General features: G+C 63.1%; 11 protein-coding genes and 1 pseudogene. 9 read left to right on the forward strand and 3 right to left on the reverse strand.

The annotated features are described in order from the left end of the window. Positions 1 to 141: 141 nt before the first annotated feature. The 9 genes and pseudogenes from R3C13_RS06620 to R3C13_RS06660 all read left to right on the forward strand — a co-directional run bounded on the left by R3C13_RS06620 (position 142) and on the right by R3C13_RS06660 (position 13319). Entirely contained in the window at positions 142 to 5142 is a 5001-nt protein-coding gene (locus R3C13_RS06620) for a hypothetical protein (protein ID WP_371310031.1), read from the forward strand. Beyond that, complete coding sequence (locus tag R3C13_RS06625; RefSeq protein ID WP_371310032.1) at positions 5142 to 7667, forward strand: GEVED domain-containing protein; 2526 nt, start codon at positions 5142 to 5144, stop codon at positions 7665 to 7667. Before R3C13_RS06620 ends, R3C13_RS06625 begins: the two co-directional genes overlap by 1 nt. A gap of 36 nt (positions 7668 to 7703) precedes the next feature. After that, a complete protein-coding gene (locus tag R3C13_RS06630) occupies positions 7704 to 8339 on the forward strand; it encodes a phosphoribosylanthranilate isomerase (RefSeq protein ID WP_371310119.1) in 636 nt (211 codons plus the stop codon). Continuing rightward, positions 8336 to 9556 (forward strand): tryptophan synthase subunit beta, encoded by a 1221-nt coding sequence (gene trpB, locus R3C13_RS06635; protein WP_371310033.1) that lies wholly within the window; start codon positions 8336 to 8338, stop codon positions 9554 to 9556. The genes R3C13_RS06630 and trpB overlap by 4 nt, the downstream gene beginning before the upstream one ends. Before the next feature lie 11 nt (positions 9557 to 9567). Continuing rightward, positions 9568 to 9927: a hypothetical protein gene (locus R3C13_RS06640; RefSeq protein ID WP_371310034.1), complete on the forward strand. Its 360-nt coding sequence runs from the start codon at positions 9568 to 9570 to the stop codon at positions 9925 to 9927. Beyond that, positions 9924 to 10244, forward strand: coding sequence for a divalent-cation tolerance protein CutA (gene cutA / locus R3C13_RS06645; RefSeq protein WP_371310035.1), 321 nt, complete (start codon positions 9924 to 9926; stop codon positions 10242 to 10244). The genes R3C13_RS06640 and cutA overlap by 4 nt, the downstream gene beginning before the upstream one ends. Further along, a complete protein-coding gene (trpA, locus tag R3C13_RS06650; protein WP_371310036.1) occupies positions 10244 to 11071 on the forward strand; it encodes a tryptophan synthase subunit alpha in 828 nt (275 codons plus the stop codon). Before cutA ends, trpA begins: the two co-directional genes overlap by 1 nt. A gap of 28 nt (positions 11072 to 11099) precedes the next feature. After that, a pseudogene (locus R3C13_RS06655) lies at positions 11100 to 12069 on the forward strand (acetyl-CoA carboxylase carboxyltransferase subunit beta). After that, positions 12066 to 13319, forward strand: coding sequence for a folylpolyglutamate synthase/dihydrofolate synthase family protein (locus R3C13_RS06660; RefSeq protein ID WP_371310037.1), 1254 nt, complete (start codon positions 12066 to 12068; stop codon positions 13317 to 13319). Before R3C13_RS06655 ends, R3C13_RS06660 begins: the two are co-directional and overlap by 4 nt. Positions 13320 to 13321: 2 nt before the next feature. Here the strand turns inward: R3C13_RS06660 and R3C13_RS06665 are convergent, their stop codons facing one another. The 3 genes from R3C13_RS06665 to R3C13_RS06675 form a co-directional block, all read right to left on the reverse strand. Continuing rightward, positions 13322 to 14032 (reverse strand): SDR family NAD(P)-dependent oxidoreductase, encoded by a 711-nt coding sequence (locus R3C13_RS06665; RefSeq protein ID WP_371310038.1) that lies wholly within the window; start codon positions 14030 to 14032, stop codon positions 13322 to 13324. Between the two features lie 143 nt (positions 14033 to 14175). Further along, positions 14176 to 14586: a large conductance mechanosensitive channel protein MscL gene (gene mscL / locus R3C13_RS06670; RefSeq protein WP_371310039.1), complete on the reverse strand. Its 411-nt coding sequence runs from the start codon at positions 14584 to 14586 to the stop codon at positions 14176 to 14178. Between the two features lie 106 nt (positions 14587 to 14692). Beyond that, a complete protein-coding gene (locus R3C13_RS06675; RefSeq protein WP_371310040.1) occupies positions 14693 to 14992 on the reverse strand; it encodes an integration host factor subunit beta in 300 nt (99 codons plus the stop codon). Between the last annotated feature and the right edge of the window lie 65 nt (positions 14993 to 15057).

The following is a 15057-nucleotide window of genomic DNA, read 5'->3' on the forward strand; positions in this document are numbered from 1 at the left end:
GCCCGTTTTGCCGGGTGGAAACCATAGTCTGCGATACTTCTTCAACAGGCCGGAACAGATCCCGAAAGGACGCCGGCCCGTCAGACTGACCGCAAATAACAAGGCGGCAGTGGCCCTGTTGGGCGATGGAGAAGTGGACGAATGGCTGTCGGTAAGCCAGATACGTGGCGTTGGGTGGGGAGGGTTTTATGCCTTCTCATCGCGCTGACGTGGCCCGCTTTCACTCCCACCGCGTCGGCTGACCTTGGTGAGCGCGTCTCCAACATTGCTTCGATTACCTATGAAGCCGATGGCAACAGCCTGACCTTCCCGACAAATGAGGCCGCTTTCGTAATTGAAGCGCGCCGGACCCCTTCGACGATCGCATTCTATCGTTATGCGCCGGGCGCGTCCGATGCCATCTCCGTACAGATCAATGGTTCGGACTATGTCGCGCCGGGGCAGACGGGCGACCCGGCCGCATATCAGCCAGTTGGGCAGGCGGTCAGTGGCGGCGTCGTGATTGATACCGGCATGCCGGTGTCCCTGGTTCCGACAAGCCAGTATCTGGCAAATGAGTTGCTGTTTGTCCGGGTCGAAGATGCCGGCCAGAATGGGAACCCCGACAAGATAGAGTCGATCATTGTGACGATCATCTCCGATAGCGGAGACGAGATAATCCTGCGTCTGTATGAGGAGGGGCCCAATTCGGGGGTCTTCTGGGGGTATGCGCCCACATCGCCCGGGCCGACGGCTCCTTATGACGTACTTCTGACTTCGCCGCCCGATGGGCGGCTTGAAGCTATTTATACGGACCCCTTTGATGCGGCCGAAGTTTCGGCGGCGGTCGCCGCGACCGGCCATGTCGGCCGCGTGTTCGACAGCCTGACCGGCCAGCCCGTGAATGGTGCACTCGTGACTCTGGTCGATGCCGCTACTGGCCAGCCGGCCAGCCTGACCGGACTGGACGGCGTGTCGGTCTATCCTTCCACACTGGAAACCGGAAGCGATGTCCAGGATGGATCCGGCCGCGTTTATCCGCTGGCGGATGGCGAGTTCATGTTCCCGGTGGTCCCGCCCGGGTCATACCGTCTCGAAGTGGTGCCACCGGCTGGTTATACTTTCCCATCCACCCGGTCTGATCTGGAGCTGGCCAGCCTGCCGGGTGCGCCGTTCACGATCGTTCCGGCGTCGCGGGGCAAAGACTTCGTACAGCTAAGCACCGAGCCCTTCCTGCTCGACATTCCCGTCGATCCGGCCGGGGAACTGATCGTCAGCAAAACGGCGCTTTCTGCCACAGCCTCGATCGGCGACGCCGTGGGCTTCCAGGTCGATGTGACGAACCGCGACAGCTTCCCCGCAACGGTCGACCTGACAGACATCATGCCGCGCGGCCTGCGCTATGTGGCGGGGTCTGCGCGCCGTAATGGCGCGCCAGTCGACGAAAGCTCGGTCAGCACCGATGGATCCCTGTTGCGTATCCGGGCCGGCTTCCTCCGCCCCGGCGAATCGGCACGCATCACCTATGTCGCAATCGTGTCGCCAGATGCGCGCCTCGGTGAGGCGGTCAACCGCGTACAAGCCTGGGACGCGAATGGCCGTCCGGCTTCGAATGAGGCGTCCGCCTCCGTCGAGATCACCGAAGACCTGCTGAGTTCGCGCCTGACGATTATCGGCCGTGTACATGAGTCCGACTGCACGGGTGACGATGGCGCGGGTATCGAGGGCGTGCGCCTCTATATGGAAACCGGCGATTATGTCGCCACCGATGAGGAAGGCCTCTACCACTTTGAAGCGGTGAAACCTGGCTCGCATGTCGTCCAGCTGGATCAGGTGACTGTGCCTAAAGGCTACGAGCCCGTGCTTTGCAGGGACTCGACCCGCCGGTCCGGCTCCGCCATCTCCGAATTCGTCGACGTACAGGGCGGTACGGTGTGGCGCGTGGATTTCACTCTGAAGCGCACTGGCGAGCTTCCTGAGGAAGCGGCTGTCACGGCCAGCGAAGGCGCCGAAGCAGATCGGTTTGATGCGGAATGGCTGGAAACGGCCGACCCGGCACCGCGCTGGCTCTATCCCGACACAACGCACTCTCCCTCTTCGCAGAGCGTCAATATCGGCATTGTCCATCCGAAGCGCTATTCCGTGGAACTGATGCTCAATGGAGAGCCGGTTCCGGCGGTGAACTTTGCTGGGCGCGAAGCCGCGAAAGACGGCCCCGCCGAGATCAGCCGCTGGCGTGGCATCGACATCAGGGAAGGCGCGAGCACGTTCCGCGCACGGATCCTCGACCCGAAAGGCGCCGAAGTGAGCGTCCTGGAGGAAACGGTCTGGTACGTCGCCGACGTCGAGCGCGTGCGCCTTGTGGCGGACCAGTCAGTCCTGGTGGCGGACGGACAGGATGCGCCCGTCATAGCGGTGCGGCTGGAGAACGCCGCTGGCCGCCCGGTGCACAAGGGCCGGGTCGTGAAGGTGGATGTCGATGCACCATACACTTTGCGCACGATCGAACAGTTCGAGCGTGAAAGTGCCGTCAGCGCGCTCAACGTCAATACAGGCTTGCGGGCAGGGGAGGACGGGGTCGCCCTGGTCGAGCTGGAGCCGACCATGCAGACCGGCCGGGTGCGCCTGCGGGTGTACCTGGACGATGGCCGGATTGAAGAGATCGAAGCCTGGCTCGCGCCGGAAAAGCGGGAGTGGATCGTCGTCGGTCTTGCCGAAGGGATGACCGGTCTCGAAAGCCTCGACGGCACAGCCGGGTCCGGGTCAGACCTGGTCACGGATGGGCGCGTGGCCCTCTTCGCAAAAGGCATGGTCAAGGGCGACTGGCTGATGACGCTGGCGCTCGACACTGCGAAGCGTCGGGGCGAGAGCGACACCGGCCTGTTTGACGGTCATATCGATCCGAACGCGTACTATACGCTCTATGGAGACCGGACCTGGCAGTATTCCGATGCTGAAAGCCGCTATCCGCTCTACGTCAAACTGGAGCGTGACACGACACAGCTTCTGTTCGGTGATTTCCAGACGGACCTGACCGACACGCATCTCGGCCGGTATGCCCGCAAGCTGTCTGGCCTGAAGGGCGTCTATGAGGGGCGCAATATCGGTGTGACCGCCTTTGCCTCCGAGACGAGCCAGGATTTCGTGAAGGATGAGATCGCCGCTGATGGGACGTCGGGCCCTTATCGCCTGAGCGTTGCGCCGGTCGTGCGGAACTCCGAACAAGTGAGCGTGGAAACGCGCGACCGGGTGCGTCCCGACATCATCCTGTCACGCCAGACCTATGTCCGGCATATCGACTACGATCTCGATGTGCTCAGTGGCGAGATCATTTTCCGCCATCCTGTTGCTGCGACCGATCTTTCCTTCAACCCGAATGTCATCGTGGTAGATTATGAGGCCGCCGCCGATGCGGCGCGTGAAATGGTTGCGGGCGGCCGGGTCGCGCTACGCACGGACAACCGCAAATATGAGATCGGCGTCACGCATTTGCGGGAAGACGGAAACAGCGCAGAGCTTTCCGCCGCAGACCTGACCATCCGGCTCGACGAGAATACGGAAGTGCGGGCTGAGAAGGCCGTCTCCGCCCGCAAAGGGGCTGCGCGTGATGCCGATGCCTACCTGATCGAAGTGGAACGGGAAGGAGAGGCGCTGACCGTTACCGGATACATGCAGGAGCAGGATGCCGGGTTCGGTCTGGGCCAGCAGGGATCAGCGACCGACGCCACTCGCCGGATCGGCGTGGAAGGCCGCTACGCATTCGGCGATGCCGCCGAGCGCAGCGCCGCCGATGCACACGGTATCGAGGCAAGCGCTTATCGAGAAGAAAGCCTGACATCAGGCGCCCGGCGCGATGTGGCGGAAGCCGCCTTCACCAGAGGCGACGATCTTCAGGGCTGGTCACTGGGCATGAAGTCCGTACACGAAGACTATCAGTCAGCCGGCGAGCGCCGCTCGGTGCTGGCAACCGGGTCGTTCCGCCGGAACTTCGCGGACCATGGCCTTACAGTCGCCATCGCGCATGAACAGCCGCTCGGGGCGCGCGGCGATGATGCGACCCTGTTCCCCGAGCGCACCCAGCTGAGTGCCGACAAGGTGCTGACCGAAAAAGTAACGCTCAACCTGCGGCACGAGATGAGCAACGGCGCCAATGCGTCTGGCAATACGACCTTGCTCGGCCTGACCATGAAGCCCTGGGCAGGTGCCGAGGCGCGCGTGTCTGCCGACTCGATGACGCAGGATGCCGGCCAGCGGCTCGGCGCGACCGTCGGGCTCGACCAGACCGTGCGCATCACCGAACAGTGGTCGGTCTCATTGGGCGCCGCCCGCAGGGCCCGCATCGATGGTGGTGACGAGGCGCGGGACGCAACGCCAGACGACTCGCTGTCGCCCTTCAAGGACGGCGTGCGCACGACCGCGGCGGCCACAGAAGCCTTCACCTCGGCCTATGCCGGGGCCGGCTATCGCTCGGAGTCGACGGCCGGATCGGTGCGCGCCGAGATGCGCGATGGCGACAATGGCAAGCGCTGGACCCTGTCGGCCGGCGGCGCGCGCGAGGCAAGCGAGACCCTTTCCTTTGGCCTCGCTGCTCGGGCCATGGATGAAACCGGCATGGAGACGCCCGACCGGCGCACTGCGGAGATGCGTCTCGGTGCGGCATATCGCCCGCGCGGGGCCGGCATGACCGTCTATGACAGGCTGGATGTGAAGCAGGAGCGGGTCGACACGGTCCAGGATGTCGCCAAGGTCGTGAACAATCTCGGCGTAAACTGGCAGGGTACGGACAAGACGCAGGTTTCCGTGAACTGGGGCGTCAAATACCAGGAAGGCGATGTTGCGGGCGTCCGGGTTTCCGGCGTAACCCAGCTGATTGGTACAGAAGTGCGCCACGACATCTCGGAAAAATGGGATGTCGGTGTGGCGGCGACGGCGCTCGTGGAACATCAGACCGGCACGGTGAAGTATGCCGTGGGTCCAAATGTGGGATTCAGTCCGGCCGAAAACATGTGGCTGAGTGCCGGATACAATCTCAGCGGCTTCGAGGACAGGGACTTTGAGGCGGCCGAGTATGCCCGCCGGGGCGCCTATATTAAGTTGCGCGTAAAGTTTGACCAGCAGACTGCGTCAGGCTTGTTGGAGAGGATATCACCGAAGCGCGACTGATGGGTGGGCCATCTACGATCCTGCGCAGGCTGACCCGGTTGGCAACCGGTGCAGCACTTGCGCTGATGCTGCCCGCGGGACTCTCCGCGGCGCAGACACTTTATACGTATTCGGATGCGCCTGCGTCCTATCCGACCGTAAGCGAGACCGCAGCCTCTTGTTCCGCGCCGCTGGTCCGCACCTTCTCGGTCAGCCAGAGCTATATCGTCCAGGACATCGATGTCGGCGTCCTGATCGCGCATTCCTATCGCGGTGACGTCGTCCTGACGCTGGAAGCCCCATCCGGTGCCTCGGTCACCTTCGTGACGGGGTCCTCAACTCTCGGCGCGGACAACATCAATGTGAGGTTCAGTGATGAGGCTGCCAGCGGCTACACGTCCAACACCGGCAACCACAGCACCTACTCGCCTTATCAATATACCCTGAGGCCGCAAACCGCACTGTCGGCGCTTGACGGCGAAAGCTCGCAGGGCACCTGGAAACTGAAAATCTGCGACCAATACGGCGGCGACTCCGGCAACTACCGGCGGGCGGACCTCTACATCACGGGAACCACGAGCGTTGCCGACCTGGCGCTTTCGGCAAGCGCCAGCACGACGTCGCCGAACTATGGCGACAATGTTGACCTGACCTTCACCGTCACCCATGAGACGGGAACGCTGACCGCGACGGGCGTCGCCGTCTCGATTCCGCTTCCGACCGGCCTGACCTATGTGTCGTCTACGGGCTCCGGCAGCTTCAACAGCTCCACGGGGCAGTGGAGCGTCGGAACCGTCGCCCCCGGCAATGTCATCAGCCGCACTGTGACGGTGCAGGTCCAGTCGTCCGGTCTCTACAACTTCCTGGCCGAAATATCCGCCTCAAGCGCAACAGACCTCGATTCGACTCCGAACAATGCGAGTACCGATCCATTCGAGGACGATACGGCGTCGGTTTCCCTCACGCCGGGGTATTCGGGCACGCCGGGTGTTGCGCCGAACCTTTCCTGTTCTGTGCCTGACAAGTTCGATTGGGATACACACGCATGGACCTACAGTTCCACGGTTCTGTCAAAATCCTATCCGGGTGGGGGTACGGACGGAACGGACTTCAGCTTCGCCTTTGCAGGCGACACGAGCTATCGTGTCAGTCCGTCGCCTTCGACCACTACCGACAACACGGGCGGCCTGTCGCCGGTGCAAGCGTCATTGTTCTATTATCAGAATCTGACATCGCCTTCGCAGAGCGTTAGCCTGACCGTCACCGTCGGAACCAGCGGTACAGGCGTACAGGACTTCCAGCTAAGCGTGTTCGATGTCGACTACGCGGCGGGCCAGTTCCGTGACGAGATCGCGGTGACAGGATTTCTCGGCGGTGCGGCTGTCTCCCCGATCCTGACCCCAGGTGCGGCAAACAGCGTCATTGGTAATATCGCATACGGCACAGCTGGGGCAGACGGTACGGATGCCGCCGGTACGGTCGTAATCACATTCCTGTCCCCGGTGGACACGGTTGTTATCACTTACTCGAACCCGCTGGCGAGCACCGGCCTGTCAGATCAGGCACTGTCTTTCCACGACGTATTCTATTGCCCGCGGCAACGGGATTTTGGCGATATCCCGACGAGTTATGGCACGCCGTATCACCTGATCAATGCGGGCTATCATATCGGGGCGACGGTGCCGGACGGAGAGAGCGCAACTCAGGTCACGGCCAATGCCTCCGGCGACGATACGACGGGAACGGACGATGAAGACACCATCGCGCTCACCAATTTCGTGCAGGGCATCTCGACCAGCTTCAATGTCAGCGTCACGGGCAGCGGCGCCTATCTCCAGGCGTGGATAGACTGGAACGCTGACGGCGACTTCAACGACACCGTGGATGGCCAGAGCGAGCGGGTCGGCACCGACCTGCAAACCGCCGGCGCGACCGGCACAATCACGATTCCTGTTACAGTTCCGGCGAGTGCGCCGGCGGGGAATACGGTGATGCGGCTGCGCTGGTCGAGCCAGTCGGGACTTTCTTCGACGGGGTCTGCGCCGGATGGGGAGGTGGAGGACCACCTTGTCATCATTGGTGGGGCGGCCACGCTTGCTGGCGTCAAGACCATGTCGATCTATGACCCGAACGGCCTTGGTCTCTATGCCCTGCCGGGCAATGACGTGCTCTACACGATCACCGTCAGCAATACCGGCGCCGGACCGGCCGATACCGACAGCGTGTTCCTGGCCGACAGGATCCCCGATCAGGTCGATTTCTGGAACGGGGATGTGGATTCAGGTGGGCCTGACACGCATGCAGGCATCGATCCGGTCGGCTTCTCGCAGGCGAACGGGGCGTCGTTGAGCTTTGATTATGCGACAGATGTTGCCTTTTCGACCTCCGCCACGGCGCCGACCACTTTTGGCGACTGCACGGCGGAGGTGGTGGATGACACCTACCGGCCGGACCTGACCTTTATCTGTTTCAACCCCAAGGGCGCGATGGCGGCGGGCGATCCGGACCCGTCCTTCTCGGTCACTTTTCGCGGCCGAATCCGTTGAGATCATTGACCGGGCGGGCCCGGCTGGCGTAACCGGCTGGCCATGACCCTTGTGAAGATCTGCGGCCTCAAAGACCCTGACCTGGTGCGCTTCTGCGCGGCCGAAGGCGCGGACTGGATCGGCTTTGTCTTCGCGGAAAAGAGCCCCCGCTATACAACCCCCGAGGCGGCCGAAACGCTGCTTTTGTATGCCCGAAACGTGACTCCCGTGGCCCTTCTGGTTGACCCGGATGAAACTTTGGTTGCGCGAATTGCCGATATCGGTTTCCCGGTGCTGCAGCTGCATGGGTCAGAGACGCCGGAGCGGGTGGCCGACATCAAGGCGCGCACCGGGTGCGAGGTGTGGAAGGCGATCGGCGTGGAGACGGCGGCCGACCTTGCCGGGGCAGGGGCCTATGAGGCGGCCGACCGGCTGCTGATCGACGCGAAGCCGCCTTCGGGCGCCGACCGGACCGGCGGGCACGGTCAGGCCTTTGACTGGTCCCTCCTGAAAGACTGGACGGCGCCAAAGCCGTGGATTCTTGCCGGCGGACTGACGCCCGGCAATGTCGCTGAGGCGATCCGCGCGACAGGTGCAGCCGCGGTCGACGTGTCCTCTGGCGTGGAGCGCGTGCGGGGGTTAAAGGACAGGGAGCTGGTGCGGGCATTCCTCCGCGCCGCCAAGGAAGCATGAGCCCGATGGACGTTAGAAATACCTGGGACCAGTGGCCGGACGAGAATGGCCGGTTTGGCGAATTCGGCGGACGCTATGTCGCCGAGACGCTGATGCCGCTGATTCTCGAGCTCGAAGCCGAGTATCGCAAGGCGAAGGAAGACCCCGCCTTCAAGGCCGAGATGGACGATCTCTGGACCCATTATGTCGGCCGCCCATCGCCGCTTTATTTTGCCGAAAGGCTGACCGAGCATTTCGGCGGGGCGAAAATCTATTTCAAGCGCGACGAGCTGAACCATACCGGCGCGCACAAGATCAATAATTGCCTCGGCCAGGTCCTCCTCGCCCGGCGCATGGGCAAGACCCGCATTATCGCGGAAACCGGCGCCGGCCAGCATGGCGTGGCGACAGCGACGATCTGCGCGCGTTTCGGCCTCGATTGCGTCGTCTTCATGGGCGAGACGGATGTGGAGCGGCAGAAGCCCAACGTCTTCCGCATGCGCCTGCTGGGCGCGCAGATTGTGCCGGTGTCGTCCGGAACCGGCACGTTGAAGGACGCAATGAACGAAGCCCTGCGCGACTGGGTGACGAACGTTGAAAACACATTCTACTGCATCGGCACAGCCGCCGGGCCTCATCCGTATCCGGAACTTGTGCGGGACTTCCAGTCGGTCATCGGCAGGGAAGCGCGTGAGCAGATCCTTGAGCGGGAAGGGCGCCTGCCGGATGCGGTGATGGCGTGCATCGGCGGCGGCTCGAACGCCATCGGCCTGTTCCATCCCTTCATCGAGGATGAGTCCGTCCGCCTGATCGGGGTCGAGGCAGCCGGCCATGGCATCGAAACCGGCGAACACGCAGCTGCCCTGAATGGCGGCAAGCCGGGCATCCTGCACGGCAACCGCACTTACCTGCTGCAGACCGATGACGGCCAGATCGTCGACGCACATTCCATCTCGGCCGGGCTCGACTATCCGGGCATCGGGCCGGAGCATGCCTTTCTGCGCGATACGGGCCGGGCGGAATACCTGTCGTGCACGGATAATGAGGCGCTGGACGCGTTCCAGCTGTGCACGCGCCTCGAAGGCATCATCCCGGCGCTGGAGCCCGCCCATGCGCTCGCTCGCGTCGGCGAAGTGGCGAATGAGCTGGGCAAAGATGGCCTCATCATCCTCAACATGTGCGGCCGCGGCGACAAGGATGTCTTCTCGGTGGCGAAATATCTCGGAGTGGACATGTGAGGCGGCTTCTGATGGGTCTGTCCTTCATTGTCCTGGCCAGCTGCGTCCCGACGACGAAGTACAGGTATGTTCCGGTATCGGAGGCCAATTTCGAGGCGGCGCAGAATGGCGCAAAGATCCCGCTGGTGGCACACGAAACAGCCCTGTGCTTTGCCGATGGGCGCACAGCGCTGGTGCGCGATGCGGAATGGACCGAGGCCGGCATCTGCGGACAGGCGCACCCGCCCGTCGGCGATGATGACGGCATGAGATGCTATGATTGGAATGCCCTTGCAGGAATTGGCATTCCGTACGAAAGCCGGTCTGCATCAGTTGTGCCCATGGCCGCCGTTCAGATTGGCAAGTGCGACCCGGAGTCTCTCATCCAATGACCGACCTTCTTCTCATCCGCATTACATGCCCCTCGCGTCGCGTCGCGGAGGAGATCGGCGATGCCGCCGTCGAGCACAAGCTCGCGGCCTGCGCCAATCTCGAAGGGCCGGTCTCGTCCACCTATCGCTGGAAGGGCGTTGTCGAGCAGGCGTTCGAATTCATCCTCTGGCTCAAGGCGCCGAAGGCGAACTGGGACCGGATCGAGGCGCTGGTGCTGACCCATCACCCTTATGACGTGCCCTCGCTGGTGGCGCTGCCCTGCGTGGGCGCGCATGAGCCCTATGAGGCCTGGGTCCACGAGAATACGGAAAGCTGATGCCGACATCACGTATCACCGCCGCCTTCGACCGCGCGAAGGGGGAGGGCCGCGCCGCCCTCGTCGCTTACCTGATGGGCGGCGATCCGGACCTTGAGACGAGCTACAAAAGCCTTTGCGCCCTGCGCGACAACGGCGCCGACATCATCGAGCTGGGGGCCCCGTTTACCGATCCCATGGCTGACGGCCCGGCGATCCAGAAGGCGGGCCTGCGCGCGCTTGCCGCAAAGACAACGCTGCGGGATGTGCTGGCGCTCGCCGCCCGGTTCCGCAAGGATGACCAGGTGACGCCGCTGATCCTGATGGGCTATGCCAATCCGATCCATTCGATGGGGTATGCCGAGTTCGCTGCTGCAGCGGCTGCTGCAGGAATCGACGGATCGATCATTGTCGACCTGCCGCCGGAGGAAGATGCGCCGATCCGGACCGAATACGCCAAATACGGCCTTTCCGTCATTCGGCTGGCGACGCCCACCACGCATGAAAAGCGCATGAAAAAGGTGGCCGAAGGCGCCTCCGGCTTTATCTATTTCGTGTCGGTCACGGGCGTGACCGGTGCCGGAAGCGCTGATCCTGCGGCGATCAAAGGCAATGTCGACATGGTCAAACGGGTCTCGGGCCTGCCGGTCTGTGTCGGTTTTGGTGTAAAAACCGGCATTCAGGCTGCGGAAATGGCTAAAATCGCCGATGGGGTTGTCGTAGGCAGTGCTTTCGTGGAGCATGCAGAAGCGGCCCAGGAATCAGGGGATTTCGCTTGCGCGCCGGCGGGAATGGGCGCACTTGCAAAGGAACTGAGCACGGCGATTGCCGCAATCGCCAAAGTGTAGACCCGGCTACAGCCTTGGAGGTTGTCGGATGAACTGGATCAACAAGGTCACGCCTCCGGGCCTGAAGACCATGCTCACCAACAAGAAGGACACGCCCGACGATCTGTGGGTGAAATGTCCTGTTTCCGGTGAACTCGTCTACAAGACCGATCTTGAGGAAAACTGGCATGTGACGCCGGCCGGGGCGCATCTGCGCATTTCCCCGCGCACGCGCTTCCGCCTTCTGTTCGACGACGAACGCTGGGAGCCGATCGAGCTGCCGGAAGTTCCGATGGACCCGCTGAAGTTCAAGGACGACAAGCCCTATCCGGCCCGCCTCAAGGCTGCCAAGGCAAAGATCGCTGCGCGGGAGAAGAAGGAAACCGAGGGCGGTGGCGCGCCGCTGCTGCAGGATGACTGCATGGTGGCGGCCTATGGCAAGATCGGCGGCGTGCCCGCGGTCGTGCTGGTTCAGGACTTTGCCTTCATGGGCAGCTCGCTCGGCATGGCGGCCGGCGAGGGGCTTTATCACTGCGGCGCACATGGCGCTCGCCCGCAAAGCGGCCTTTGTCGTCTGCACCGCTTCCGGCGGCGCGCGGATGCAGGAAGGCACGCTGAGCCTGATGCAGATGCCGCGCACGACGCTGGCCATCAATGAACTCGCCGAAGCGAAGCTGCCCTATGTCGTCGTGCTGACCGATCCGACCTCGGGCGGCGTGTCGGCCTCCTATGCGATGCTGGGCGACGTGCACATTGCCGAGCCGGGCGCGATGATCGCCTTCTCCGGGCCGCGCGTGATCGAGCAGACGATCCGTGAGAGCCTGCCCAAGGGCTTCCAGCGCGCCGAATTCCTGCGTGAAAAGGGACAGGTCGATATCGTGATCGACCGGCGGAAGATGAAAGAGACGCTCTCGCGGGTGCTCGGCATGCTGATGCCGAAGTCGCGCCGCAGCAGTGACAGTCTCCCGGCCTCGCTCACCGCGCCGAAGACCCATGTCGCCAAGGCCAAAGACGCTTGATCGGAAACAGTCCGGCCGTTGACGCGGCGCTCAAGCGTTTCGAAGGCCTCTATCCTGAAGTGATCCATCTCTCGCTCGGGCGCGTCCAGACCGCGCTCGAAGCGCTCGGCCGTCCGCAGGACCGGCTGCCGCCCGTCATCCATGTCGCCGGGACGAACGGGAAGGGGAGCACCTGCGCCTTCATGCGGGCGATGGCCGAGGCGGCGGGCCTGAAGGTGCACGTCTTCACCAGCCCACACCTCGTCCGCTTCAATGAGCGCATCCGGCTCGCCGGAGAGATCGTCGACGACGCGCGTCTCATCGGCTGGCTCGACCGGACTTATGAGGCGATCAGGGGCCAGGAGATCACGCATTTCGAGGCGACGACGGCAACGGCTATGCTGGCCTTTTCAGAAGTGCCGGCGGATCTCCTGATCCTCGAAGTGGGCCTTGGCGGGCGCTATGACGCCACCAATGTGATCGACGATCCGGCGCTGTGCGTGATCACGCCGGTGGATTTCGACCACAAGGCCTTTCTCGGATCGGACCTGCGCAAGATTGCGGGCGAGAAGGCTGGCATCATCCGCTATGGCCGGCCGGTGCTGAGCGCCATCCAGCGCAAGGTGTGCGATGACGTGATCGCCGCCGAAGCCGCGCAGATGAAGGCGCCGCACTACCGGCTGAAGGCCCACTTTATCGATGCGATGCCGGAAGACCTCGGCCTGATCGGGGAACACCAGCGGGCCAATGCGGCGCTTGCCGCCATGGCGATGCAGCTGTTCGGCAATTCGACGCGCATCACGCAGGACGCGATCTTCGAGGGCGCGCGCACGGCGACCTGGCCAGCCCGGATGCAGCGCCTTAAACCCGGCCCGCTAACGGCCCTTGTGCCGGGTGTGGAGCTCTGGCTGGATGGCGGCCACAATCCGCACGCCGCCCGGGCGATTGCCCGCCACCTGAAGCAGCAGCCGGGAAAGACGGTGCTCGTCTCGGCCATGCTGGCGTCAAAGGATGCGACCGGGTTTTTCCTGCCCTTCCGCTACCTGAAGCCTGACGTGTTCACCGTGCCGAATGCACCCGGCCATCGGGCGGCCGAGCCGGAAGCCCTGGCAGAGGCTGCGCGGACGGCCGGGCTGGAGGCTGTCACCTGCGAGAGCCTTGAGGCGGGCCTGAAGGCTGCGGCTGCCACAGGCGCCGACCGGATCCTGATTTGCGGATCGCTCTATCTCGCCGGCGAAGTGCTTGCCGCTAACGGCGAACCGCCGGTCTGACATCAGGACGGGATTTCCCGTCCGCCCCAGTCGAGGCATTTGCCGGAATCGTCCGGCCCCAGACGGTCGATGACGTCCAGCAGATACGCGGCCGACTGCTGCGGGGGGAACAGGCGACCGCCCGGCACATTCGCCTGAAACGGCCGGGAGAGGCGTGTGTCCACCGTGCCGGGATGTAGGGCCACGCAAATGCAGCCTGGTGCCCGGTGCGCCTGTTCGATGGCATAATTGCGGATCAGCATGTTGAGCGCGGACTTGGATGCCCGGTAAGCGTGCCAGCCGCCGAGCCGATTGTCGGAGATCGACCCGACCCGGGCGGACAGGGCTGCAAATACGCTGCGCCCGTGCTTCGGCATCAGCGGCAACATGTGCTTTGCCACAAGGGCAGGGGCGATGGTGTTGGCCTCGAAGACCCTCTGGAAATTCGCAGCGGTCTGGTGCCGGTAGGTCTTTTCCGGCTGAAGGCCTGCGCCATCGCTGAGCAGCCCCCCGGCGAAGAGGCAGAGCGCCAGCGGTTCCGGCCCGATTAGCTTGCGGGCGATGCCGGCGAGGGCGGGTTCGTCGGTAAAATCCGCGGCAAGGGAGATGGCGCCGTCCAGAGGATCGCCATGGCGTGAGACGGCGTAGATCTCGTGATGCCGGCCGCGCGCAACGAGACCTTGCGCGAGCGCCCGGCCGAGGCCGCCCGATGTTCCGAAGACAATTGCTTTCATGAGCGATCGACCTAGGGCTGGTCGAACAAAAAAGAAGGGCGGCCAAACAGGCCGCCCCTCACACTCTACTCGTTTACTCTACTGTCCGGACCTTAATGCATTGAACATTAACAGAACCCGAACGGGATGACCGCAGGGGCCCGCTAGGACTGTTTGGCCAGCAGGTTGCGGATTTCTTCGAGCAGCACTTCCTGACGCGGCGGGGCCGGTGGCGGTGCAGCTTCTTCGGCCTTCTTCATCTTGTTCATGCCCTTGATAAGCATGAACATCACGAAGGCGACGATCAGGAACGAGATGACGGCAGAGATGAAGCTGCCGATTTCCATGATCGCGGCGGGCTTCACGACTTCGCCAGCGGCGTCGAGCTGTTCCTGGACGATGGTCAGCTTGAGAGAGGACAAGTCGATGCCGCCCAACACCGGGGCGAGGATCGGCAGGAACACGCCCTGTATAAACGCCGTTACTACTGTTGCGAATGCACCCCCCATAACAAAGCCGACGGCCATGTCGATGAGGTTGCCCTTCATCGCGAATTCCTTGAATTCCTTGAGCATTACGATCCCCTTTCGCGAGGCTTCAATCCCAAACGCCTTCCGGATTTGATCATACTATTCGGATTTGGGGTCAAGACAGCTCAACATGAACGCGAGTTGAGCGGGATTATCTCGCCTCTGGGTCTTCGCCGCCATTGACGCGGGCGCGCAGCTCCTTGCCGGCCTTGAAGAAGGGAACGGCCTTGGCGGGCACTTCCACGGGTTCGCCGGTGCGTGGATTGCGACCTTTGCGGGAATCGCGCTTGCGGACGGAAAAGGCGCCGAATCCACGCAGTTCCACTCGGTCGCCCCGGGCGAGGGCGTCTCCAATCTCGTCAAGGACGACATTCACGACTTTCTCCAGGTCTTCCTGGCGAAGGTGCGAATATTCCGATGCGAGTTTTGCAATCAGTTCGGACTTCAGCATGTGGTTGATCTTAAAACGTATTTGCGGCGGGAGCGCTAGGCCCCCGCCGCAAACATTGCAAGAAA

The sequence above is a fragment of the Hyphomonas sp. genome (genome assembly GCF_041398385.1).
GTDB lineage: Bacteria > Pseudomonadota > Alphaproteobacteria > Caulobacterales > Hyphomonadaceae > Hyphomonas.

Bases quoted from the DNA above. Each gene is read 5' to 3' on its own strand.
- R3C13_RS06620 (WP_371310031.1), top strand. From the start codon at position 142: ATGGCTGTCGGTAAGCCAGATACGTGGCGTTGGGTGGGGAGGGTTTTA.
- trpA (WP_371310036.1), top strand. From the start codon at position 10,244: ATGCCGACATCACGTATCACCGCCGCCTTCGACCGCGCGAAGGGGGAG.
- trpB (WP_371310033.1), top strand. From the start codon at position 8,336: ATGAGCCCGATGGACGTTAGAAATACCTGGGACCAGTGGCCGGACGAG.
- R3C13_RS06625 (WP_371310032.1), top strand. From the start codon at position 5,142: ATGGGTGGGCCATCTACGATCCTGCGCAGGCTGACCCGGTTGGCAACC.
- cutA (WP_371310035.1), top strand. From the start codon at position 9,924: ATGACCGACCTTCTTCTCATCCGCATTACATGCCCCTCGCGTCGCGTC.
- R3C13_RS06675 (WP_371310040.1), bottom strand. From the start codon at position 14,992: ATGCTGAAGTCCGAACTGATTGCAAAACTCGCATCGGAATATTCGCAC.
- R3C13_RS06640 (WP_371310034.1), top strand. From the start codon at position 9,568: ATGGGTCTGTCCTTCATTGTCCTGGCCAGCTGCGTCCCGACGACGAAG.
- mscL (WP_371310039.1), bottom strand. From the start codon at position 14,586: ATGCTCAAGGAATTCAAGGAATTCGCGATGAAGGGCAACCTCATCGAC.
- R3C13_RS06665 (WP_371310038.1), bottom strand. From the start codon at position 14,032: ATGAAAGCAATTGTCTTCGGAACATCGGGCGGCCTCGGCCGGGCGCTC.